Origin of the sequence: Variovorax sp. PBL-E5, assembly GCF_901827185.1 — a bacterium.
Lineage (GTDB): Bacteria > Pseudomonadota > Gammaproteobacteria > Burkholderiales > Burkholderiaceae_C > Variovorax.
Window position 1 is genome coordinate 1,851,233 of record NZ_LR594671.1, and the last position, 19,947, is coordinate 1,871,179.

The window sequence follows — 19,947 nt, forward strand, 5'->3', positions numbered from 1 at the left end:
CCGGCCTGCCACGACTTTCCTGCTCCCCCTGCTCCAGAGACGAATCGAATGAAACCCATCCAAGTTGGCCTGCTCGGCATCGGCACGGTCGGAAGCGGCACCTTCAAGGTGCTCCAGCGCAACCAGGAAGAAATCAAGCGCCGCGCCGGCCGCGGCATCGAGATCGCCATGGTCGCCGACCTCGACGAGGCGCGCGCCCGGGCCGTGGTCGGCGAGGGCGTGCAGGTGGTCGGCGATGCGCGCGCCGTGATCGCCAATCCCGACATCGACATCGTGGTCGAGCTGATCGGCGGCTACGGCATCGCCAGGCAACTGGTGCTCGAGGCCATCGCGGCCGGCAAGCACGTGGTCACCGCCAACAAGGCGCTGCTCGCGGTGCACGGCACCGAGATCTTCGCGGCCGCGCATGCCAAGGGCGTGATGGTGGCCTTCGAAGCCGCCGTGGCCGGCGGCATTCCGATCATCAAGGCGCTGCGCGAAGGGCTCACGGCCAACAGCATCCAGTGGATCGCCGGGATCATCAACGGCACCACCAACTTCATCCTGTCCGAGATGCGCGACAAGGGCCTGGACTTCGGCACCGTGCTGAAGGAGGCGCAGCGCCTGGGCTATGCCGAAGCCGACCCGACCTTCGACATCGAAGGCGTCGACGCGGCGCACAAGGTCACGCTGATGAGCGCGATCGCGTTCGGCATCCCTGTGCAGTTCGACAAGGCGCACGTCGAAGGCATCACCAGGCTCGCCGCCCAGGACATCAAGTACGCCGAGCAGCTCGGCTACCGCATCAAGCTGCTCGGCATCACCAAGCGCACGGCGCAGGGCATCGAGCTGCGCGTGCATCCCTCGCTGGTGCCGGCCAAGCGGCTGCTCGCGAATGTCGAGGGTGCGATGAACGCGGTCGTGGTCAACGGCGATGCCGTCGGCACCACGCTCTACTACGGCAAGGGCGCGGGCAGCGAGCCCACCGCCAGCGCAGTGATCGCCGACCTGGTCGACATCACCCGCCTGCACACGGCCGATGCCGCGCACCGCGTGCCGCACCTGGCCTTCCATCCCGACGCGATGAGCGACCTGCAGGTGCTGCCGATGGCCGAGGTCGTCACCAGCTACTACCTGCGCCTGCGCGTGGCCGACCAGGCCGGCGTGCTGGCCAAGGTGACCGGGCTGTTGGCCACCGCGGGTATCAGCATCGACGCCGTGCTGCAGCGCGAAGCCGACGAAGTCGGCGGCGAAGGCTCGACGCAGACCGACCTCATCATCCTCACGCACGACACGCGCGAAGGCACGCTCGACGACGTGCTCGCCGAACTCCAGGCGCTGCCCTCCGTGCTGGCACCGATCGTGCGGATCCGCAAGGAAGAGCTGTCCTGATGCGTTACCTGTCCACGCGCGGCCATCCCGATCGCCGGCATTTCTGCGAGATCCTGCTGGAAGGGCTCGCACCCGACGGCGGCCTCTACCTGCCCGAGCGCTACCCGGCGGTCGATGCCGCCATGCTGGCCAAGTGGCGCGGCCTGCCTTACGCCGAACTGGCCTTCGAGATCCTCTCGCTCTACATCGACGACATTCCCGCGGCCGACCTCAAGGCGCTGTGCGCGAAGACGTACACCGCCAAGGTGTTCGGCTCGCCCGAGATCGTGCCGCTGCGCGAGCTGGAGGACGGCGTCTACCTCGAAGCCCTGTCCAACGGCCCGACGCTCGCCTTCAAGGACATGGCGATGCAGCTGCTGGGCAACTTGTTCGAGTACGAGCTCGCGCGCCGCGGCGAGGCGCTCAACATCCTCGGCGCGACCAGCGGCGACACCGGCAGCGCGGCCGAGTATGCGATGCGCGGCAAGAAGGGCGTGCGCGTCTTCATGACCTCGCCCGACGGCCGCATGAGCCCGTTCCAGCAGGCCCAGATGTTCAGCCTGCAGGACGCGAACATCCACAACCTCGCGATCGCCGGCGTGTTCGACGATTGCCAGGACATCGTCAAGGCGGTGTCGAACGATCTCGGCTTCAAGCGCAAGTACCGCATCGGTACCGTCAATTCGATCAACTGGGCGCGGCTGCTGGCGCAGGTCGTCTACTACTTCGCGGGCTATTTCCAGGCCACGAGCGGCAACGATGCCAAGGTCAGCTTCGCGGTGCCTTCGGGCAATTTCGGCAACGTCTGTGCCGGCCATGTCGCGCGCATGATGGGCTTGCCGATCCACACGCTGGTCGTCGCGACCAACGAGAACGACGTGCTCGACGAGTTCTTCCGCACCGGCGTCTACCGCGTGCGCGCGGCCGCCGACACGCACGAGACCTCCAGCCCGTCGATGGACATCTCCAAGGCCAGCAACTTCGAGCGCTTCGTGTTCGATCTGCTGGGCCGCGACGCCGCGAAGACGCGCGCGCTGTTCGAGGGCGAACTCGGCCGCAGCGCGCGCTTCGATCTCGGCGCCGACCCGCTCTTTGCGCAGGCCGCGACGCGCTTCGGCTTCCGCAGCAGCCGCAGCACGCACGCCGACCGCCTGGCCACGATCCGCGACACCGACCGGCGCTTCGCGACGCTGATCGACACCCACACCGCCGACGGCCTCAAGGCCGCACGCGAGCACCTCACGCCGGGCGTGCCGATGGTCGTGCTCGAGACCGCGCTGCCGATCAAGTTCGCGGCGACCATCGTCGAAGCCCTCGGGCGCGAACCCGAGCGCCCGGCGCGTTTCGAAGGCATCGAAGCGCTGCCCAAGCGCGTCGTCAAGCTGCCGCCGGACGCCGAGGCGGTCAAGGCCTACATCGCACAGCACTGCGACGACTGATCCGGCAGGCCAGGCATGAACGTCATCGGCTTTGCCGGCTTCTCGGGCGCAGGCAAGACGACGCTGGTCGAGCGCCTGATCCCCGTGCTCAGGCGGCACGGCCAGCGCGTCTCGGTGGTCAAGCACGCGCACCACAACTTCGACATCGACCACCCGGGCAAGGACACCTACCGCCATCGCGAGGCCGGCGCCTTCGAGGTGGTCGTGGCCTCGGACCGCCGCCTTGCGCTGATGCGCGAGTTCGAGCAGCCGGCGCAGCTCGGTGTGCGCGAGCTCATCGCCGAACTCGACCCTGGCGTCGACTGGGTGCTGGTCGAAGGCTTCAAGCACGCCGACCTGTTCAAGATCGAGGTCTGGCGTCTGCCCGCGGAAGGCGAGGCGCCGCGGCCCGCGCGCTATGGCGAGGATCCGTTCATCGCCGGCATCGCCACCGACACGCCGCAGCATCTGCCCACGCCGACCGCCTTGCCCGTGTTTGACCTCGACGACATCGATGGCATCGCGGCCTGGCTGCTGCTGAACGCCCCGCGTTTCGACTACAAGGTGAAGTCCCATGGCTGACAAGTCTTCTTCTCCCCGTCCTCCCCTGATGCCGCTGGACGAAGCGCTCGCGCGGCTGCTCGCCTTCGCCACGCCGCGCGTCGGCAGCGAGGGCGTCTCCACCTTCGAGGCCGACGGCCGCGTGCTGGCGCAGGACGTGGTATCCGCGCTCACGGTGCCGCCGCGCGACAACAGCGCGATGGATGGCTACGCCGTGCGCACCGCCGATTGCGCCGCGGCCGGCGCGGTGCTGCGCGTGGCGCAGCGCATCCCGGCCGGCAGCGTGGGCACGGTGCTCGCGGCCGGCACGGCGGCGCGCATCTTCACCGGCGCGCCGATCCCCGAGGGCGCCGATGCCGTCGTGATGCAGGAGGAGGCGGCCGCGCTGCCCGAGGACGGCAGCCTGGGCCGCGTGCGCATCGAGATCGCGCCGGCGCCCGGCCAATGGATCCGCCGCGCCGGCGAGGACGTGGCAGCAGGCGATGTCGTGCTGTCGCGCGGCGAGCGTCTCACGCCGGCCGGACTCGGCCTCGCCGCGAGCGTCGGGCTCGACCGGCTGCAGGTCGCCAAGCGGCCGCGCGTCGCGCTGCTGTCGACCGGCGACGAACTCGTGATGCCCGGCGAGGTGGCGCCCGAGGCGATGAAGCCGGGCTCGATCTACAACTCCAACCGCTTCTTCATGCGGGCGCTGCTCCGGCGCCTGGGCTGCGAGGTCAACGATCTCGGCATCGTGCCGGACCGGCGCGAGGCGACCATCGAGGCGCTGCGCGACGCAGCGCTCGGCAACGACCTCATCATCACCACGGGCGGCGTGTCGGTCGGCGAGGAAGACCACATCAAGGCTGCCGTCCAGCATCTGGGCCAGCTCGATCTCTGGTCGCTTTCGATGAAGCCGGGCAAACCCTTTGCGTACGGCCGCATCGGCGATACGCACCTCACGGGGCTGCCGGGCAATCCGGTGTCGAGCTTCCTCACCTTCCTGCTGCTCGTGCGGCCCTTTCTGCTGACGCTGCAAGGCGCCAGCCGCGTGGCGCCGCAGGCGGTCGCGATGCGCGCCGATTTCGACTGGCCGCGCGCCGACCGCCGGCGCGAGTTCCTGCGTGCGCGCCGCAATGCCGCCGGCGGGCTCGAGCTGTTCTCGAACCAGAGCTCCGGCGTCCTGACCTCGATGGTCTGGGGCGACGGCCTGATCGACACGCCGGCAGGCCAACCCTTCAAGGCGGGCGATATGGTGCAGTTCATCCCGCTCGCTGCGCTGCTCTCGTAGCCATGAAGCTCACCGTGCGCTACTTCGCCTCGGTGCGCGAGGCCCTGGGCATCGGCAGCGAAACGCTGGACACCGCAGCGCCCGACCTGGGCGCGCTGCGCGACGAGCTGATCGCGCGCGGCGAGCCGCATGCGAGCGCGCTGGCCCGCGGCCGTGCCGTGCGCATGGCGCTCGACCAGGTGATGAGCCATGAGGGCGCCGCACTGCGCGAAGGCAGCGAAGTCGCCTTCTTCCCGCCCGTCACCGGCGGTTGAGCGCGGCCTGCATTGGCACAAGCCGCTCGCGCAGCGCGGCCGATGCGCGGGTCATCGGCGCGCGCAGTTCGTCGTGCATCAGGCCTTCGGTCGCGAGCGCGGCCTTCAACGGCCCGGGGTTCGCTTCGGCGAACAGCGCCTCGATCAGCGGCAGCAACGGCTGCCATTGCGCACGCGCCCCGGCCAGCCGTCCTTCGCGCAGCAGCCGCAGCACCTCGACGAAGCGCGCGGTGTGCAGATGCGCGCTGGCCGCGATGGCGCCGGCGCCGCCCTCGGCCACCGTGCCGAACAGCTGGGCATCCTCGCCGGCCAGCACCTGGAGGCGGCCCTCGGCGATCAGCGCGCGCGTCTTGGCCGCGTCGCCGCCGCAGTCCTTGATCGCGCGGATGCGCGGATGCGCCGCGAGCGCGCGCAGCGTCTCGCATGCGATCGGGATGCCGGTGCGGTAGGGAATGTCGTAGACCACGATCGGCACCGTGCTGATTTCGGCGATGGCGTTGAACCAGTCGACCAGGCCTTGCTGCGAAGGCCGGATGTAGTGCGGCGCCGGCACCAGCAAGCTGGCCAGCGGGTATTCGCTCAGCCGCTGGACCCACGCCAGCATCTTGCCGAGGTGGTAGCCCGACATGCCCATGATGCGCGGCAGCTCGGGCGCTGCCTCGGCGACGGTCGCCAGCACCGCGAGCTGTTCGTCGTCGTCGAGCGCAGCCGCTTCGCCGGTCGAGCCGCAGACCACGAAGCCGGCGATGCCGGTCGGGGCGAGCCGCTCGACCAGGCGCGCAAGCGCGGCATGGTCGACGGCGCCGTCGCGGGTGAACGGCGTGACGAGCGGAATCCAGAGGCCCGAGAAATCGATGGAGGATGAAGAGGCAGACACGCAGCTTTCCTTTCAGGAATCGACCGATGGAAGAACCACCGTCGCATGCGCGCGCCACTCGCTTCGGCCAGAGCCTTGCAGTTCCGTCGCTCATCCGACGACGGAACCGAAGCTCCGGTCAGACGAGCTCGGGTTTTTTGGCTTTGCCTTCCACGCGCATGCGGTTCGTTCCTTCGGCAGGAGCGAGGAGGAGCGTGGCGCTGTGAGGCATCGGCGAAGTCTAGCGCAGTGCCACAATCCGCGGATGGCCGCCGCACGCGTTTCGATCCAGACTGAAGACTTCGATCTCCAGCAGGAGATCGCCGCCTTGCGCGCCCAGGACGCGCGCGTCGGCGCGGTCTGCAGTTTCATCGGCACGGTGCGCGACCGCAACGACGGCGCCGCGGTGGCCTCGATGGAACTCGAGCACTACCCCGGTATGACGGAGAAGGCGATCGAGGCCATGATCGACGAGGCCCATCGCCGCTTCCACATCCTCGGCGCGCGTGTGGTCCACCGCGTGGGCCTGCTGCAGCCGCTGGACCAGATCATGATGGTGGCGGTGGTCGCGGCGCACCGCGGCGAAAGCTTCCAGGCCTGCGAGTTCCTGATGGACTACCTCAAGACGCAGGCGCCGTTCTGGAAGAAGGAAGAGACGCCCGAGGGTGCGCGCTGGGTCGATGCGCGCGTGGCCGACGACGCCGCGCTCGCACGCTGGGGCATTGCGGCCGGCAACGCCTGACACGATCCGCCGGCGCTGCGTTTCACGGCCGGCTCAGCCGGTGCGCCATCGCCACGAAGGCGCCCAGTGCCGGATTGGCATTCGACGGGCGAAAGGCCAGCCCCAGCGCATAGCGGACCGGCGCATTGCGCCTGCGGACCTGCAGATAGGCCACGTGCTCGGTCTGCACCGCCTGCATGGCCTGCGGCACCAGCGCGATGCCCAGGCCGCTGCCCACCAGCGCCAGGATGGTCTGCATCTGGGCCGCCGCCTGGACGAAGTTCGGTATGAAGCCGCAGTCCTGGCAGGCCGCCATCACCACGCTCTCGAAGCCCGGTCCTTCCTTGAACGGAAAGCCGACGAAGGACTCCGCGGCCAGGTCGCGCAGCTGCACGCGCTGCTGGCCGGCGAGCGGGTGCGATTGCGGCACGGCCAGCATCAGTTCCTGCTCGCAGAAGGGCTCGACCCGGAAGTCCCGCGCATCGTGCAGCGGCGGCACCACGATGCCGACGTCGGTCGCGCCGCTGAGCAGCGCCGCCATCTGCTGCGAAGTGGTGTCGCCGGTCAGCACCAGCTTGACGTCGGGATGGTCCTCGCGAAAGGCGCGCAGCAGCCGCGGCACCACGCCCAGCGCGGCGCTGGGGACGAAGGACAGCCGCAGCGTGCCGAGCTTGCCCGCCGCGGCGCGCTGGGCGATCTCGATCGACAGTTGCGCGTGCGCCAGCGTGCGCCGGGCTTCGTGCAGGAAGGCCTCGCCGGCCACGGTCAGCCGCACATGATGGCGGGTGCGGTCCAGCAGCGAGACGCCGACATCGGCTTCCAGCCGCTGCACCGCCACGCTCAGCGGCGGTTGCGAGACATGCAGGCGCTCGGCCGCGCGGCGAAAGCTGCGCTCTTCCGCGACCGCGACGAACTGCCGGAGCTGACGAAGGTCCATCGGCGGATTCTAGGGATGGTGATTCGTGCCGACGATCACCAGCCCCTGAAAACGGTATTGGACGCGAAGCGGGCGCTGTCACAGGATGTGACCGAAACGCGCAACCCCTTCCTTTCGAAAGCCCCATCGATGCAGCCATCCCTCCTCGAGGAACTGACCCCCGTTCCCAACCCGTATCCCATCAAGTCCGAGCTCGAATACCCCGACGTCTGGCGCCTGTGCGAGCAGGCGCGCGAGCTGGCGTGGAATCCGGCCACGATCGATTTCTCCGACCTTCGCGAGGCCGATCTGCCCACCGCCGTGCGCGAGGCCGGCGCCGAATGGTGGAGCCTGCGCGCCTGGATGGAGCACGGCGCGATCCCCTATGGCGCGGAGCGGCTGCGCGAGGCGATCTTTGCGCACCAGCCCTTCGAGATCAAGCAGCACATCGTCAATTTCATCGCCGAGGAACTGCGCCATCACGAGGCCTCGTTCCTGGTCGCGCGCAGCCTCGCGGGCTACCAGGACGAGCCGCGCGCCGACTACTTCAAGGCGGTCATCCCGCGCTTCCACGACGAGCGCGACGAGAAGGCGATGTCCTTCTTCGCCGGGCTCGCGGTCAACACCCTGTTCGAACAGCTCTCGGGCGAGCTGCTGCAGGCGCGCTACGAGAACGCGCGCTTCAAGTCGATCCGCACCGCGTGCCAGCTGGTGCTGCGCGACGAGGCGCGGCACATCCAGTTCGGCCGCATCATCATGCGCAGGTTCTTTTCCGAGCTGTCCGCGGACGATCGCCGGCTGATCGGCGAGAAGGTGGCCAAGAAGCTGCGCGGCAGCCTGCTCAATGGCGTCTATGCCGTGGTCAACTTGCCCGACGAGGAACGCGAACGCGCCGGCCGCAACCGGGCGCTGGCGGCCGAACACGGGCTCGGCGCGACCCATCCCGACGAGGAGATCGCGATCATCCGGCGCGGGCTGGAGCAGATCCGTGCCGACGTCGCGCCCTACGGCGTCGAGATCCCGGAAGTGCCCGAGGTCGACCGCGCGCCGGCCGCGGTGCATTGAGGAGAGCCGCGATGAATCCATGGACGAAGCGACTCGGCCGCTGGCTTCTGGCCGCAGCCGGCACGGCCGGGCTCGCGCTGGCAGCGCATGCGCAGGGCGCGTATCCGAACCATCCGGTGGTGATGGTGGTGCCCTATCCGGCGGGCGGTTCCGCGGACATCCTCGCGCGCACCGTCGGGCAGAAGCTCGGCGAGCGGCTGGGCCAGCCGGTGGTCATCGAGAACCGCGGCGGCGCCGGCACCGCCATCGGTGCGCGCTATGCGGCGGGCGCGGCGCCCGATGGCTACACGCTGCTGATGGGCACGGTCAGTTCGCAGGCCATCAACCCGGCCATGAACAAGGTCGGCTACGACCCGGTCAAGGACTTCACGGCGGTGGCGCCGGTGGCCTCCATTCCCTTCGTGCTGGTGGCGAATCCCTCGCTGGCCGCGAACAGCATCGCCGACGTGATCGCGATGGCCAAGGCCAAGCCCGGTGAACTCGGCTATGCCTCCGCCGGGCCCGGTACGTCGAACCATCTGGCCGGCGAGCTGCTGGCCTCCGCTGCGCAAATCCAGCTGCTTCATGTGCCGTACAAGGGCAGCGCACCTGCGCTCAACGACGTGCTCGCGGGGCAGGTGCCGCTGATGTTCGATCTGCAGGCGACGGCGGGCCCTTTCGTTCGCGCCGGCAAGCTCAAGGCGCTGGCCGTGACCGGCAAGACACGCAGCTCGGCCATGCCGAACGTGCCGACCGCGATCGAGAGCGGCTTGCCCGGCTACGAGGTCACGGCCTGGTTCGGCGTGTTCGCGCCGGCCGGCCTGCCGACCGCGATCCGCGACCGGCTCAACGCCGACATCACCGCCGTCATCAAGACGCCCGACATGCAAAAGCGCCTGCACGACCTCGGTGCCGAACCCGACTACGGCAGCGCCGAGGCCTTCGCCGACTTCGGCCGCAGCGAGGTCGTCAAATGGGCGGGCGTCATCAAGAAGGCCGGGCTTGCGCAGCCCTGAGCGCGTGTCGTCCCCGTCCATGGTCGAAGGCCCGCAGGCGCTGCGTGCGCTGATGGCCGAGATCGGCCCGCGCTGGGCGCTCGACCTGCGCGGCAACAGCCAGCGTGTGAAGGACGCCTATGCGCCGCTGCTCGCCAGCGCGCCGAAGGCGGGCATCGCGGTCGCGCGCGATCTGGCCTACGGCACGCATGCGCGGCAGGTGATGGACATCTTCACGCCGGCCGATGCGGCGCGGGCGCCGGTGGTGGTGTTCGTCCATGGCGGTGCCTTCGTGCGAGGCGACAAGCGCGCGAGCGACGAGATCTACGACAACGTCCTCTACTGGTTCGCACGCCAGGGCTGCGTCGGCGTCAACCTCGAATACCGGCTCGCGCCGGAGGCGGCGTACCCCGACGGCACGCGCGACGTGGCGCAGGCGATGGCCTGGCTGAAGATGCATGTGGCGCAGCACGGCGGCGATCCGGCGCGCATGCTGCTGGTGGGCCATTCGGCCGGCGGCACGCATGTGGCGAGCTACGCCTTCGCGCCGATGTGGGCGGAGGGCTGCCATGCGCAGGCGGTCGTGCTGGTGTCGGCGCGCCTGCGGGCCGACCAGTTGCCCGGGAACCCGAATGCGGCCGGTGTCAAAGCCTACTTCGGCGACGACGCGTCGCTCTACGAGCAGCGCTCGCCGGTGAGCTTCGCAGCCCACGGCACGCTGCCGGCCCTGATCGTGACGGCGGAGTTCGAGAATCCGCTGCTCGACGTCTACGGGCTCGAATTCGCGCACCGGATGGCGGCGGCGCGCGGGCATGCGCCGCGCTACCTGCAGATGAAGGGCCATAACCACATGTCGATCGTGGCCCATTTCAATGGCGGCGAAGAGACGCTGGGCCGGGAAATCATGGACTTCTTCTCGGCGCTTGCGCCAGCCGGCTGAGGAGGATACTTGCGGCACATTGCTTGAATTCCCTGCGGCCAGCCCGACATGCCGGGATATCGGAGTCATTCATGCGCCAAGACAAACTCACCACCAAATTCCAGGAAGCCCTCGGCGACGCGCAGTCGCTCGCCCTCGGCAACGACAACGCCTACATCGAACCCGTCCATCTGCTGGTCGCCATGCTGCGCCAGAACGAAGGCCCCCGCGCCCTGCTCGAACGCGCCGGTGCCAACGTGCCCGGCCTGCTGCAGGCGGCCGAGGCGGCGATCAAGAAACTGCCGCAGGTGCAGGGCCATGACCAGGTCCAGGTCGGCCCCGAACTCGGCAAACTGCTGCAGGCGACCGAGAAGGAAGCCATCAAGCGCAACGACCAGTTCATCGCCGGCGAGCTGTTCCTGCTCGCCGTGGCCGACAGCAAGGCCGACATCGGCAACCTCGCGCGCAGCCACGGCGTCACGCGCAAATCGGTCGAAGCCGCCATCGAGGCGGTGCGCGGCGGCCAGGGCGTGAACAGCGCCGATGCCGAAGGCCAGCGCGAGTCGCTGAAGAAATACACCATGGACCTGACCGAGCGCGCGCGCCTCGGCAAGCTCGATCCCGTGATCGGCCGCGACGAGGAAATCCGCCGCGCGATCCAGGTGCTGCAGCGCCGCACCAAGAACAACCCGGTGCTGATCGGCGAGCCGGGCGTCGGCAAGACGGCCATCGTCGAAGGCCTGGCGCAGCGCATCGTGGCCGGCGAAGTACCCGATTCGCTCAAGGGCAAGCGCGTGCTGTCGCTCGACATGGCCGCGCTGCTGGCGGGCGCCAAGTTCCGCGGCGAGTTCGAGGAGCGCCTGAAGAGCGTGCTCAACGAACTCGCCAAGGACGAGGGCCAGACCATCGTCTTCATCGACGAGCTGCACACCATGGTCGGCGCCGGCAAGGCCGAGGGCGCGATGGACGCCGGCAACATGCTCAAGCCCGCACTCGCGCGCGGCGAGCTGCATTGCGTCGGCGCGACCACGCTCGACGAATACCGCAAGTACGTCGAGAAGGACGCCGCGCTCGAACGCCGCTTCCAGAAGATCATCGTCGGCGAGCCGAGCGTGGAGGCGACCATCGCGATCCTGCGCGGCTTGCAGGAAAAGTACGAGGTCCACCACGGCGTCGACATCACCGACCCGGCGATCGTCGCCGCGGCCGAGCTGGCCGACCGCTACATCACCGACCGCTTCCTGCCCGACAAGGCGATCGACTTGATCGACGAGGCCGCAGCCCGCATCAAGATCGAAATGGACTCCAAGCCCGAGGTCATGGACCGGCTCGACCGGCGCCTGATCCAGCTGCAGATCGAACGCGAGGCCGTTCGCCGCGAAAAGGACGAAGCCTCGCAGAAGCGCTTCGGCCTGATCGAGGAAGAAATCGCCCGGCTGCAGAAGGAGATCGCCGACTACGACGAGATCTGGCAGGCCGAGAAGGCGCAGGCGCAGGGCAGCGCGCAGATCCGTGAAGAGATCGACAAGATCAAGTTCCAGATCTCCGAATTCACCGCCAAGGGCGACTTCAACAAGGTGGCCGAGCTGCAGTACGGCAAGCTGCCCGGGCTCGAGAAGCGCCTGAAGGAAGCGCAGGACACCGAGTCCAGCAAGGGCAAGTCCAGCGCGCCGACGCTGCTGCGCACCCAGGTCGGCGCCGAGGAGATCGCCGAAGTGGTGGCACGCGCCACCGGCATCCCGGTCGCCAAGCTGATGCAGGGCGAGCGCGACAAGCTCCTGATGATGGAAGACAAGCTGCACGAGCGCGTGGTCGGGCAGGACGAGGCCATCGGCGCGGTCGCCAATGCGATCCGCCGCTCGCGCTCGGGCCTGGCCGACCCGAACCGGCCCACCGGCTCCTTCCTGTTCCTCGGCCCCACGGGCGTCGGCAAGACCGAGCTGTGCAAGGCGCTCGCGGGCTTCCTGTTCGACAGCGAGGACCACCTGATCCGCGTCGACATGAGCGAGTTCATGGAGAAGCATTCGGTCGCGCGCCTGATCGGCGCGCCGCCAGGCTACGTGGGCTATGAGGAGGGCGGCTACCTCACCGAGGCCGTGCGCCGCAAGCCCTACAGCGTGCTCCTGCTCGACGAGGTCGAGAAGGCGCATCCGGACGTCTTCAACGTGCTGCTGCAGGTGCTCGACGATGGCCGCCTGACCGATGGCCAGGGCCGCACCGTGAACTTCAAGAACACGGTGATCGTGATGACCAGCAACATCGGCTCGCCGATCATCCAGTCGATGGTCGGCCGGCCGAACGAGGAGATCAAGGACGCGGTCTGGGACGAGCTCAAGAACTACTTCCGTCCCGAGTTCCTCAACCGCATCGACGAGACCGTGGTGTTCCATGCGCTCGACGCGAAGAACATCGAGGCGATCGCCGCGATCCAGCTCAAGGTGCTGCAGGAGCGGCTCGCGAAGATGGACCTCACGCTCGACGTGTCGCCGCCGGCGCTGGCCGAGATCGCCAAGGTCGGCTTCGACCCGGTGTTCGGTGCGCGGCCGTTGAAGCGCGCGATCCAGCAGCGCATCGAGAATCCGCTGTCGAAGCTGCTGCTGGACGGCAGCTTCGGGCCGAAGGACACGATCGAGGTCAGCACCGATCCGATCCGGGCGCCGGGCGAATTCCGCTTTCGCAAGGCGGGGGAACATTCGGCCGCCGCGGTGGCCTAAAGTCGGATGATGATGAACTTTCTTTTTCGCCTGGTTCTCTTCGTCGCCGGCCTGCTGTTCGCGGCCAGCCTCGCCGTCGCGGTGCTGCTGCTGGCGGCGGTCTGGGGCTTGCGCTACGGCTGGGCACGCCTCACGGGGCAGCCGATCAGGCCCTGGGTGATGCGCTTCAATCCGCGCGGCGGTTTCGACCGCTTTCGCGCGGCCGGCCGCCCGGCCGAGCCCACGGCCGCCGATGTCGCGAGCGCCCGCGCGCGCGGGCAGGCCACGCGCAGTCCGGTGAGCCTGGGCGATCCGGGCCGCGTGACCGACGTGCAGGCCAAGCCGGCGCGCGGCGAATAGCGCGCCGCGTTCATGCTGCGGCCGCCCGTCGTCGTCGAGCCTTCGGAGATCGAGTTCAGCGCGATCCGCGCGCAGGGCGCGGGCGGACAGAACGTCAACAAGGTCTCGAGCGCGGTGCACCTGCGCTACGACATCCCGGCCAGCTCGCTGCCCGACGATGTCAAGGAGCGTCTGCTCGCACTGCGCGACAGCCGCATCACGCAGGAGGGCGTGCTGGTGCTGAAGGCGCAAAGCCATCGCAGCCAGGACATGAATCGTGCCGATGCGCTGGCGCGTTTGCAGGCGCTGGTCGACAGCGTTGCGACGCCGCCGCGCGTGCGCCGCGCGACGCGTCCGACCTATGGCGCCAAACTGCGCCGCCTCGAAGGCAAGAGCCAGCGCGCGGAGATCAAGAACCTGCGCGGGCCGATCAAGGACTGAGGCCCGATGCGGCGCCGATCTCGACCGTCAGCAGCGGATCGAACAGCGGGTTCTCGTTGACCTCGTCGCGCAGGTAGCCGCGCGGATTGCACAGCACGCGCGTGCCGTCCACGCGGTAGTCGAAGCTGTCGTGCGTGTGGCCGTGGATCCAGAGATCGACGCGATCGCGACCCATCGAGGCCCTCAGGTCCGACACGAAGGAGGCATTGATGGGCGAACCCTCGAAACGCGGATGGATGCTGCCCGGGGCCGGCGCGTGATGGGTGATGACGACGGTCGGTCCGGCGTGCGGCTCGGCCAGACGTGCGTTCAACCAGGTGGCATGGCGCGCGAAGAGGGCCGCTGAATCCGCGGGCGTGAACAGCGCCGGCGACGCATCGTGCAGGCGGATGCGGCTGAAGTCGTACGTCAACCGCGCCGCCTGTTCCATCGCCGCCACGCGCTCGCTGCCGGTGCCGAGCAGGTTGAAGTCGGTCCACAGCGTCGTGCCCAGGAAGCGCACGCCGTCGATCACGATCGACTCATCGTCGAGCACCTGGATGCCCGTGCCGGCGCTCAGCGCCTTGAGCTCGCGCAGGGTGCCGTCCACGCTGCCGCCGTAGAACTCGTGGTTGCCGGCGACGTAGAGCACCGGCCGGTCGAAGCCGCGCGCCCAGGCCATCGCTTGCGCCGGGCGCGCGATATCGCCGGCGAGGATCACGAGATCCGCATCGGTCTTCGGATGCGGCAGGCCGCCGCGGCTCAGGTGCAGGTCCGAGAGGATGTTGAGTTTCATGCTGCGTCGAAGCCTCCGGTCAGCGCCGCCAGCGCATCGCCGTCGGTGCGGTAGATGAACAGCATCGGCCCGGCGGTCAGCAGGCCGGCGCGTTCCAGCACCTGCTGCGCCGGCAGCTTGAGGCCGCTCAGGTGCAGCCGCACGCCATGCGATTCGACCAGCCGCCGGATCGAGCCGAACACCTCGGCGCCGGTCACGTCGATGCGGTTGATCGGCTGCGCGAACAGGCAGAGGTCGGTGAGATCGGGCCGCTCGGCGAGAACCACCGTGATTGCGCGCTCCAGCGTGCTCGCGGTCGCGAAGTCGAGCTCGGCATCCATCCGCAGCGCATGCAGCCGCGGCGCCAGCGGCGGCAGCTGCCAGACCTGGCGGTCGCGCAGGCTGCCGTCCGGATGCAGGCCGACTTCGATGATGCGCGGATGCAGGTGCCGGTACATGTAGTGCGCGAGGCTCATCAGGAGACCGGCGAGCACGCCCCAGTAGATCGAGGGTGAGGTCGCGATGGTGAGAACGAAGGTCACGAACGCGACCGCCGCCTCCACGCGCGAGATGCGCCAGAGCGAGACGAACTGACCCGGCCGCACCAGGCCCAGCATCGCGATCACCACGATCGCGGCCAGCACCGCCTGCGGCACGTGGTAGAGCAGCGGCATCGCCCACAGCAGCGCCGCGCCGATCAGCAGCACGCAGCCCACGGTGGCCCAGCCGGTCTGCGCGCCCGCATAGAGGTTGATGGCCGAGCGCGAGAACGACGAGCTGGTGGGGAAGGCACCCGAGAGGCCGGATGCGATCTTCGACAGCCCCTGGCCGATCAGGTCCTGGTTCTCGTTCCATAGCTTGCCGGCGCGCGCGTTGTCGACCTTGGCGCTCGATGCGGTCTCGAGAAAGCTCACCAGCGTCACCATCAGAGCCGGCAGCATCAGCGCGCCGAAGGTGTCGATCGGCAGCAGGCCGGGCCAGTAGAACGAAGGCAATCCCGAAGGCAGCGTGCCGACCACGGCGCCGCCGTTCAACGCGTAGTCGATGGCGGCGCTGATGGCCGCGCACGCGCCCACCACCACCATGGCCGCCGGAAAGCGCGACCAGTGCCGCTTGGCGATCCAGAGCGCGGCCAGGCTGCCGAGGCCGAAGGCGATCGCGAGGAAGTCCGGCGCTGCGCCATGCAGCAGCTGACCGAACGAGCGCCCGGTGAAGCCGAACAGCGCCGGCAGCTGCGACAGCACGATCAGCACCGAGGCTGCCTGCGTGAAGCCCATCAGCACCGGCGAGTTGACCAGCCGCAGCACCCAGCCGAAACCGCCGAGGCCGAGCACCAGCTGAATGGCGCCCGCCATCAGCGCCAGCCATACGGCCAGCATCACCCATTCGGCGCTGCCCGGAATGGCCAGGGGGCCGAGCGAGGCCGAGACCAGCAGGCTCGACAGCGCGGTCGGGCCGACCGACAGCCGCGTCGAGGCGCTGAACAGCGCGCCGATCAGCGCCGGCAGCAGCGAGGCATAGATGCCGGTGACCAATGGCATGCCGGCCAGCGCCGCATAGGCCACGCCTTGCGGAATGACCATCAGCGCCACGGTGATGCCGGCCATCGCCTCGCCGGCGAGCAGCGCACGGTCGGGACGGGGCCAGCCGAGGAAGGGAAGCCAGCGCACGAGCTGGTCGCGATTCAGGGCCATGCCTGCCGCGCGCGGAATGATTCGGAATGCACCCGCCGATCATACGAAAGCGCTGGGCCCGCCCGTGCGCGTTAGACGTTAGATTGCGCCATGGCCGATCTGCAATCCCTTTTCGATGTCCAGCACCGCGCGAGCCGCGATGCCGAGACGCCCGTCGCGCTGCGCCGCGATCGCGTGCTGCGCGTGCAGCGCCTGCTCGAAGCGCACGGCGCGGCGCTGGCCGCGGCGGTGCAGGCCGATTTCGGCGTGCGCTCCGCCGCGCTGACCGAGGTCGCCGACCTGTTCGTGCTGCGCAATCTGCTGCGTCATCAGCTGCGCCATCTCGCGCGCTGGAGCCGGCCGGTGCGGGTGCGCACGCCGATCTACCTGCGGCCGGCGCGCGGATGGGTGCAGCGCCAGCCGCTCGGCGTGGTCGGCGTCATCTCGCCCTGGAACTATCCGCTGCAGCTGTCGCTGGGCCCCGCGGCCACCGCGCTGGCGGCCGGCAACCGCGTGATGCTCAAGCCGAGCGAACTCACGCCGCGCACCTCGGCGCTGCTCGCCGAGCAGGTCGCGAAAGCCTTCGCGGCGGACGAGCTCACGGTGGTGCAGGGCGATGCGGACGTGGCCGCGCGGTTCTCGGCCTTGCCCTTCGACCATCTGTTCTTCACCGGCTCGACGGCCGTCGGGCGCAAGGTCGCGCAGGCGGCCGCGGCCCGGCTCACGCCGACCACGCTGGAACTCGGCGGCAAGTCGCCGTGCATCGTCGATGCCTCAGCCGATCTCGACGAGGCCGTGCTGCGCATCGCGCACGGCAAGCTGCTCAACGCCGGGCAGACCTGCATCGCGCCCGACTACGTGCTGTTGCCGCGCGGCCGCGAGGACGACTTCGCCGCGGCCTGGCGGCGTGCGGTGGCGCGACTGTTCCCGCGCATCGAGGGCAATCCGGACTACGCGTCCATCCTCGGCGCGCAACACCTCGCGCGCCTGCATGCGCTGCTGCGCGAGGCGCGCGAGCAGGGCGCGCGCATCGAGCAGATCGAGAGCGATGCAGCGGCAGCGTCGCGCCAGATGGCGCCCGCACTCGTGTTCGGCGCACAGGCCGGTCTGCGCCTGCTGGACGAGGAAATCTTCGGCCCGATCCTCCCCGTGCTGCCCTGCGACGACAGCGACGAGGCGATCCGCCACATCAACGCGAGGCCGCGCCCGCTTGCGCTCTACTGGTTCGGCCGCGACACCGCCGCGCGCGACCGCGTGCTCGCGCGCACCGTGAGCGGCGCCGTCACGGTCAACGACACGCTGATGCACATCGCGCACGACGGCCTGCCCTTCGGCGGTGTGGGCGAGAGCGGCTGGGGTGCGTACCACGGCGAGACCGGCTTCCTGCGCTTCACGCATCAGAAGGCCGTGCTGGCGCAGCGGCGCTGGGCCACCGGCTCGCTGTTCTATCCGCCCTATGGCGCGAAACTGCAGCGCGTGCTCGGGCTGCTGCGCCGCTTCGGTTGAGCAGGCAGGCGCGCTATGCGCGCTTCTTGTGCTGGAACGCGGTCGGCGATTGCCCGGTCGCCGCCTTGAACATCGCGCAGAAGGCGCTGTCCGTCGCATAGCCGCTGGCGGCGGCCACGCGGCTCACCGCCATGCCGCGCGCGAGCAGCGGCAGCGCATGCGCCAACACGGCCTGCTGGCGCCACTGCTGCCAGCTCATGCCGAGCTGGTCGCGGAACAGGCGCGCCACGGTGCGCTCGCTGGCGCCGATGGTTCTGGCGCGCTCGGCCAGCGTCGCGCGGTCGGCCGGATTGCGCAGCAGCGCCTCGCACAGCTGGCGCAGCCGCTTGTCGGCCGGCAGCGGCACGTCGATGCGGATCTGCGTCGCGCGCTCGAGCTCGTCGATCAGGAGCGGCGCGATCCAGCGCTCGCGCTGCGCCGCATGCGGATCGGCCGGCGGCAGGCCGTCCGGCGTGGTGTCGAGCGCGAGCATCAGCGCACGCAGCAGCGGGCTGATCTCGAGCACCTCGCACTTCTCCCACGCCGGGCCGAGCCAGCTGTGCAGGTACACGGTGCGCAGCTCGGCATCCTCGATCAGCGAGATGCTGTGCGGCACGTCGGCCGGCACCCAGAGTGCGCGCGAGGGCGGCACGATGTAGCTGCCGTCGCGCGTGCTCAGGCGGATCACGCCGCGCGTCGAGAAGGTCAGCTGCGGCCAGGGATGCGTGTGCAGCTCGACCAGCGTGTCGGCCTGGAGCAGATGCTCCTTGGCGCGCAGCGGGCGCATCGCATCGGGTGCGTAGAGGTGCGGCGTGAGCGGCCCGACGCTTTGCGTGGGCGCGGCCGGTGCGCGTGCGTTGCGCCGGGCAGGCCGATCGACGGGTGCCGACGGTGTCAGGACGGTGGGCGGCATGATTGCGACAAATATTGTCTCTCTATCGCCATTCTGCCGCGTCGTGCCGCCCTAGCATCGGGGCTCGCCCTTCTTTCTTGTAGCAATTCATGTCTTCTTCCAACGCGGCCGCGGCCGTCCCCACCTTGCGCGCCGACGTCAAGCTGATCGGCCTCGTCGGTCTGGCGCATGCCATCAGCCATTTCAGCCAGTTGATCCTGCCGCCGCTCTTCCCGTGGCTGAAGAATGCCTTCGACGTGAGCTACACCGAGCTCGGCGCGGTGCTCACCGTGTTCTTCGTCGTCTCATGCATGGTGCAGGCGGCCTCGGGCTTCATCGTCGACAAGCTGGGACCGCGGCCGGTGCTGTTCGTGGGGCTGGGCCTGCTCGGCGTGGCGGCCTTCGGCTATGCGATGGCGCAGAGCTACTGGATGCTGCTCGCGTGCGCTGTGGTCGCGGGCGTGGGCAACGGGGTCTTCCATCCGGTCGACTACACACTGTTCAACCGCAAGGTGGCGCCGACGCGGCTGGGGCATGCCTACAGCGTGCACGGCATCACCGGCAGCCTCGGCTGGGCGCTGGCGCCGGCCTTCGTGGTGCCGCTCGCGATGGCCTTCTCGTGGCGCGTGGCGCTGGCCTCGGCGGGTGCGCTCGCGGTGACCGTGCTGCTCGTGCTGTGGTTCAACCGCGGTGCGTTGTCGCTCGACGTGAAGGCGGTGCACAAGGCGACCGGATCGGACATGGCCGCCGGCGGCGAATTCGCCTTCCTGAAGATTCCCGCGGTCTGGATGTGTTTCGGCTTTTTCTTCTTCTATGCGATGGCGCTGAGCGTGGTGCAGACCTTCGCGCCGACCGCGGCCGGCCATCTGCATGCGGTGCCGCTGACGCTGGTCGCTGTGTGCCTCACGATCTACATGGTGGCGAGCGCGGCGGGCATGGTGGTGGGCGGTTTTCTGGCGGCCGATTCCTCGCATTGCGAACGCATCGTGGGGATTGGCTTCGGCCTGGCGGCGATCGTGGCCCTGGTGCTTGCGATGGGCGATTTCGCGCCCGTGCTGGTGCCGGTGATGTTCGGCGCGATGGGCTTCGCCACCGGCATCGCGGGACCGTCGCGCGATCTGTTGGTCAAGCGCTCGACGCCGGCCAACGCGACCGGCCGGGTCTATGGCGTGGTCTATGCCGGGCTCGACATCGGGCAGGCCTTCGCGCCGCTGATCTTCGGCCGCCTGATGGACCATGGCCAGGACATGGGCGTGATCATCGGCCTGGCCGTGGTGCAGGGCGTGCTGATCGTCAGTGCATTCAATGTGCGGCGGGTGCGGCGCGAGGCGCTGCTGCCTGCCTCGGTCTGAGGCTCGCACGGGCGCGT

19 protein-coding genes are annotated in these 19,947 nt (G+C 69.3%); 14 read left to right on the plus strand and 5 right to left on the minus strand.

Annotation, left to right across the window (positions count from 1 at the left end):
• Positions 1–48 precede the first annotated feature (48 nt).
• From WDLP6_RS09090 to WDLP6_RS09110, 5 genes are read left to right on the plus strand one after another with little or no spacing between them, the layout of a single operon-like run.
• The gene (locus WDLP6_RS09090) at positions 49–1,371 is read left to right on the plus strand and encodes a homoserine dehydrogenase (RefSeq protein WP_162592061.1); all 1,323 of its coding nucleotides are present in this window, start codon (positions 49–51) and stop codon (positions 1,369–1,371) included.
• Complete coding sequence (gene thrC, locus WDLP6_RS09095; protein ID WP_162592062.1) at positions 1,371–2,789, plus strand: threonine synthase; 1,419 nt, start codon at positions 1,371–1,373, stop codon at positions 2,787–2,789. Before WDLP6_RS09090 ends, thrC begins: the two co-directional genes overlap by 1 nt.
• A gap of 15 nt (positions 2,790–2,804) precedes the next feature.
• Positions 2,805–3,350, plus strand: a complete 546-nt coding sequence (gene mobB, locus WDLP6_RS09100; RefSeq protein WP_162566712.1) for a molybdopterin-guanine dinucleotide biosynthesis protein B — start codon at positions 2,805–2,807, stop codon at positions 3,348–3,350.
• Positions 3,343–4,596: a molybdopterin molybdotransferase MoeA gene (locus tag WDLP6_RS09105; protein ID WP_162592063.1), complete on the plus strand. Its 1,254-nt coding sequence runs from the start codon at positions 3,343–3,345 to the stop codon at positions 4,594–4,596. Before mobB ends, WDLP6_RS09105 begins: the two co-directional genes overlap by 8 nt.
• A 2-nt stretch (positions 4,597–4,598) precedes the next feature.
• Positions 4,599–4,850 carry a MoaD/ThiS family protein gene (locus WDLP6_RS09110; protein WP_162592064.1) on the plus strand — a complete coding sequence of 84 codons (252 nt, stop codon included), beginning with the start codon at positions 4,599–4,601 and terminating at the stop codon, positions 4,848–4,850.
• Here the strand turns inward: WDLP6_RS09110 and dapA are convergent.
• Positions 4,837–5,727 carry a 4-hydroxy-tetrahydrodipicolinate synthase gene (gene dapA, locus WDLP6_RS09115; protein WP_174259857.1) on the minus strand — a complete coding sequence of 297 codons (891 nt, stop codon included), beginning with the start codon at positions 5,725–5,727 and terminating at the stop codon, positions 4,837–4,839. The genes WDLP6_RS09110 and dapA overlap by 14 nt on opposite strands.
• A 244-nt stretch (positions 5,728–5,971) precedes the next feature.
• On the opposite strand from dapA, the gene WDLP6_RS09120 reads away from it, so the two are divergent.
• Positions 5,972–6,448, plus strand: coding sequence for a molybdenum cofactor biosynthesis protein MoaE (locus tag WDLP6_RS09120; protein ID WP_162566716.1), 477 nt, complete (start codon positions 5,972–5,974; stop codon positions 6,446–6,448).
• A 22-nt stretch (positions 6,449–6,470) separates the two neighbouring features.
• Here WDLP6_RS09120 and WDLP6_RS09125 read toward each other — a convergent pair whose 3' ends face one another.
• Positions 6,471–7,364 (minus strand): LysR family transcriptional regulator, encoded by an 894-nt coding sequence (locus WDLP6_RS09125; protein ID WP_162566717.1) that lies wholly within the window; start codon positions 7,362–7,364, stop codon positions 6,471–6,473.
• A gap of 129 nt (positions 7,365–7,493) precedes the next feature.
• Here WDLP6_RS09125 and WDLP6_RS09130 point away from each other — a divergent pair, with 129 nt between their 5' ends.
• From WDLP6_RS09130 to arfB, 6 genes are all read left to right on the plus strand, one after another.
• Positions 7,494–8,408, plus strand: coding sequence for a diiron oxygenase (locus WDLP6_RS09130; protein ID WP_162592065.1), 915 nt, complete (start codon positions 7,494–7,496; stop codon positions 8,406–8,408).
• Positions 8,409–8,419: 11 nt separating this feature from the next.
• The gene (locus tag WDLP6_RS09135) at positions 8,420–9,403 is read left to right on the plus strand and encodes a tripartite tricarboxylate transporter substrate binding protein (protein WP_162592066.1); all 984 of its coding nucleotides are present in this window, start codon (positions 8,420–8,422) and stop codon (positions 9,401–9,403) included.
• A gap of 4 nt (positions 9,404–9,407) precedes the next feature.
• Positions 9,408–10,322 (plus strand): alpha/beta hydrolase, encoded by a 915-nt coding sequence (locus WDLP6_RS09140; protein ID WP_232077003.1) that lies wholly within the window; start codon positions 9,408–9,410, stop codon positions 10,320–10,322.
• Positions 10,323–10,393: 71 nt separating this feature from the next.
• The gene (clpB, locus tag WDLP6_RS09145; RefSeq protein ID WP_162592067.1) at positions 10,394–13,015 is read left to right on the plus strand and encodes an ATP-dependent chaperone ClpB; all 2,622 of its coding nucleotides are present in this window, start codon (positions 10,394–10,396) and stop codon (positions 13,013–13,015) included.
• 12 nt (positions 13,016–13,027) lie between these two features.
• Positions 13,028–13,354 carry a hypothetical protein gene (locus WDLP6_RS09150; RefSeq protein WP_232077004.1) on the plus strand — a complete coding sequence of 109 codons (327 nt, stop codon included), beginning with the start codon at positions 13,028–13,030 and terminating at the stop codon, positions 13,352–13,354.
• 12 nt (positions 13,355–13,366) lie between these two features.
• Positions 13,367–13,774: an alternative ribosome rescue aminoacyl-tRNA hydrolase ArfB gene (gene arfB / locus WDLP6_RS09155; protein WP_162592069.1), complete on the plus strand. Its 408-nt coding sequence runs from the start codon at positions 13,367–13,369 to the stop codon at positions 13,772–13,774.
• Here arfB and WDLP6_RS09160 read toward each other — a convergent pair.
• Positions 13,764–14,549 carry a metallophosphoesterase gene (locus tag WDLP6_RS09160; RefSeq protein WP_162592070.1) on the minus strand — a complete coding sequence of 262 codons (786 nt, stop codon included), beginning with the start codon at positions 14,547–14,549 and terminating at the stop codon, positions 13,764–13,766. The two genes, arfB and WDLP6_RS09160, sit on opposite strands and share 11 nt — an antisense overlap.
• Positions 14,546–16,222: a SulP family inorganic anion transporter gene (locus tag WDLP6_RS09165; protein WP_162592071.1), complete on the minus strand. Its 1,677-nt coding sequence runs from the start codon at positions 16,220–16,222 to the stop codon at positions 14,546–14,548. Before WDLP6_RS09165 ends, WDLP6_RS09160 begins: the two co-directional genes overlap by 4 nt.
• Before the next feature lie 90 nt (positions 16,223–16,312).
• Here WDLP6_RS09165 and WDLP6_RS09170 point away from each other — a divergent pair, with 90 nt between their 5' ends.
• Positions 16,313–17,707 (plus strand): coniferyl aldehyde dehydrogenase, encoded by a 1,395-nt coding sequence (locus WDLP6_RS09170; protein ID WP_162592072.1) that lies wholly within the window; start codon positions 16,313–16,315, stop codon positions 17,705–17,707.
• Between the two features lie 13 nt (positions 17,708–17,720).
• On the opposite strand, the gene WDLP6_RS09175 is transcribed toward WDLP6_RS09170, so the two are convergent.
• Positions 17,721–18,599 (minus strand): AraC family transcriptional regulator, encoded by an 879-nt coding sequence (locus tag WDLP6_RS09175; RefSeq protein WP_232077005.1) that lies wholly within the window; start codon positions 18,597–18,599, stop codon positions 17,721–17,723.
• 89 nt (positions 18,600–18,688) lie between these two features.
• On the opposite strand from WDLP6_RS09175, the gene WDLP6_RS09180 reads away from it, so the two are divergent.
• Entirely contained in the window at positions 18,689–19,930 is a 1,242-nt protein-coding gene (locus tag WDLP6_RS09180; RefSeq protein WP_162592073.1) for an MFS transporter, read from the plus strand.
• The last annotated feature ends 17 nt before the right edge of the window (positions 19,931–19,947 follow it).

What these genes read in the sequence shown, in the direction of transcription:
- WDLP6_RS09090 (WP_162592061.1), top strand. Translation starts at nt 49, where the DNA reads ATGAAACCCATCCAAGTTGGCCTGCTCGGCATCGGCACGGTCGGAAGC.
- thrC (WP_162592062.1), top strand. Translation starts at nt 1,371, where the DNA reads ATGCGTTACCTGTCCACGCGCGGCCATCCCGATCGCCGGCATTTCTGC.
- mobB (WP_162566712.1), top strand. Translation starts at nt 2,805, where the DNA reads ATGAACGTCATCGGCTTTGCCGGCTTCTCGGGCGCAGGCAAGACGACG.
- WDLP6_RS09105 (WP_162592063.1), top strand. Translation starts at nt 3,343, where the DNA reads ATGGCTGACAAGTCTTCTTCTCCCCGTCCTCCCCTGATGCCGCTGGAC.
- WDLP6_RS09110 (WP_162592064.1), top strand. Translation starts at nt 4,599, where the DNA reads ATGAAGCTCACCGTGCGCTACTTCGCCTCGGTGCGCGAGGCCCTGGGC.
- WDLP6_RS09120 (WP_162566716.1), top strand. Translation starts at nt 5,972, where the DNA reads ATGGCCGCCGCACGCGTTTCGATCCAGACTGAAGACTTCGATCTCCAG.
- WDLP6_RS09125 (WP_162566717.1), bottom strand. Translation starts at nt 7,364, where the DNA reads ATGGACCTTCGTCAGCTCCGGCAGTTCGTCGCGGTCGCGGAAGAGCGC.
- WDLP6_RS09130 (WP_162592065.1), top strand. Translation starts at nt 7,494, where the DNA reads ATGCAGCCATCCCTCCTCGAGGAACTGACCCCCGTTCCCAACCCGTAT.
- WDLP6_RS09135 (WP_162592066.1), top strand. Translation starts at nt 8,420, where the DNA reads ATGAATCCATGGACGAAGCGACTCGGCCGCTGGCTTCTGGCCGCAGCC.
- clpB (WP_162592067.1), top strand. Translation starts at nt 10,394, where the DNA reads ATGCGCCAAGACAAACTCACCACCAAATTCCAGGAAGCCCTCGGCGAC.
- WDLP6_RS09150 (WP_232077004.1), top strand. Translation starts at nt 13,028, where the DNA reads ATGAACTTTCTTTTTCGCCTGGTTCTCTTCGTCGCCGGCCTGCTGTTC.
- arfB (WP_162592069.1), top strand. Translation starts at nt 13,367, where the DNA reads ATGCTGCGGCCGCCCGTCGTCGTCGAGCCTTCGGAGATCGAGTTCAGC.
- WDLP6_RS09160 (WP_162592070.1), bottom strand. Translation starts at nt 14,549, where the DNA reads ATGAAACTCAACATCCTCTCGGACCTGCACCTGAGCCGCGGCGGCCTG.
- WDLP6_RS09165 (WP_162592071.1), bottom strand. Translation starts at nt 16,222, where the DNA reads ATGGCCCTGAATCGCGACCAGCTCGTGCGCTGGCTTCCCTTCCTCGGC.
- WDLP6_RS09170 (WP_162592072.1), top strand. Translation starts at nt 16,313, where the DNA reads ATGGCCGATCTGCAATCCCTTTTCGATGTCCAGCACCGCGCGAGCCGC.
- WDLP6_RS09175 (WP_232077005.1), bottom strand. Translation starts at nt 18,599, where the DNA reads ATGCCGCCCACCGTCCTGACACCGTCGGCACCCGTCGATCGGCCTGCC.
- WDLP6_RS09180 (WP_162592073.1), top strand. Translation starts at nt 18,689, where the DNA reads ATGTCTTCTTCCAACGCGGCCGCGGCCGTCCCCACCTTGCGCGCCGAC.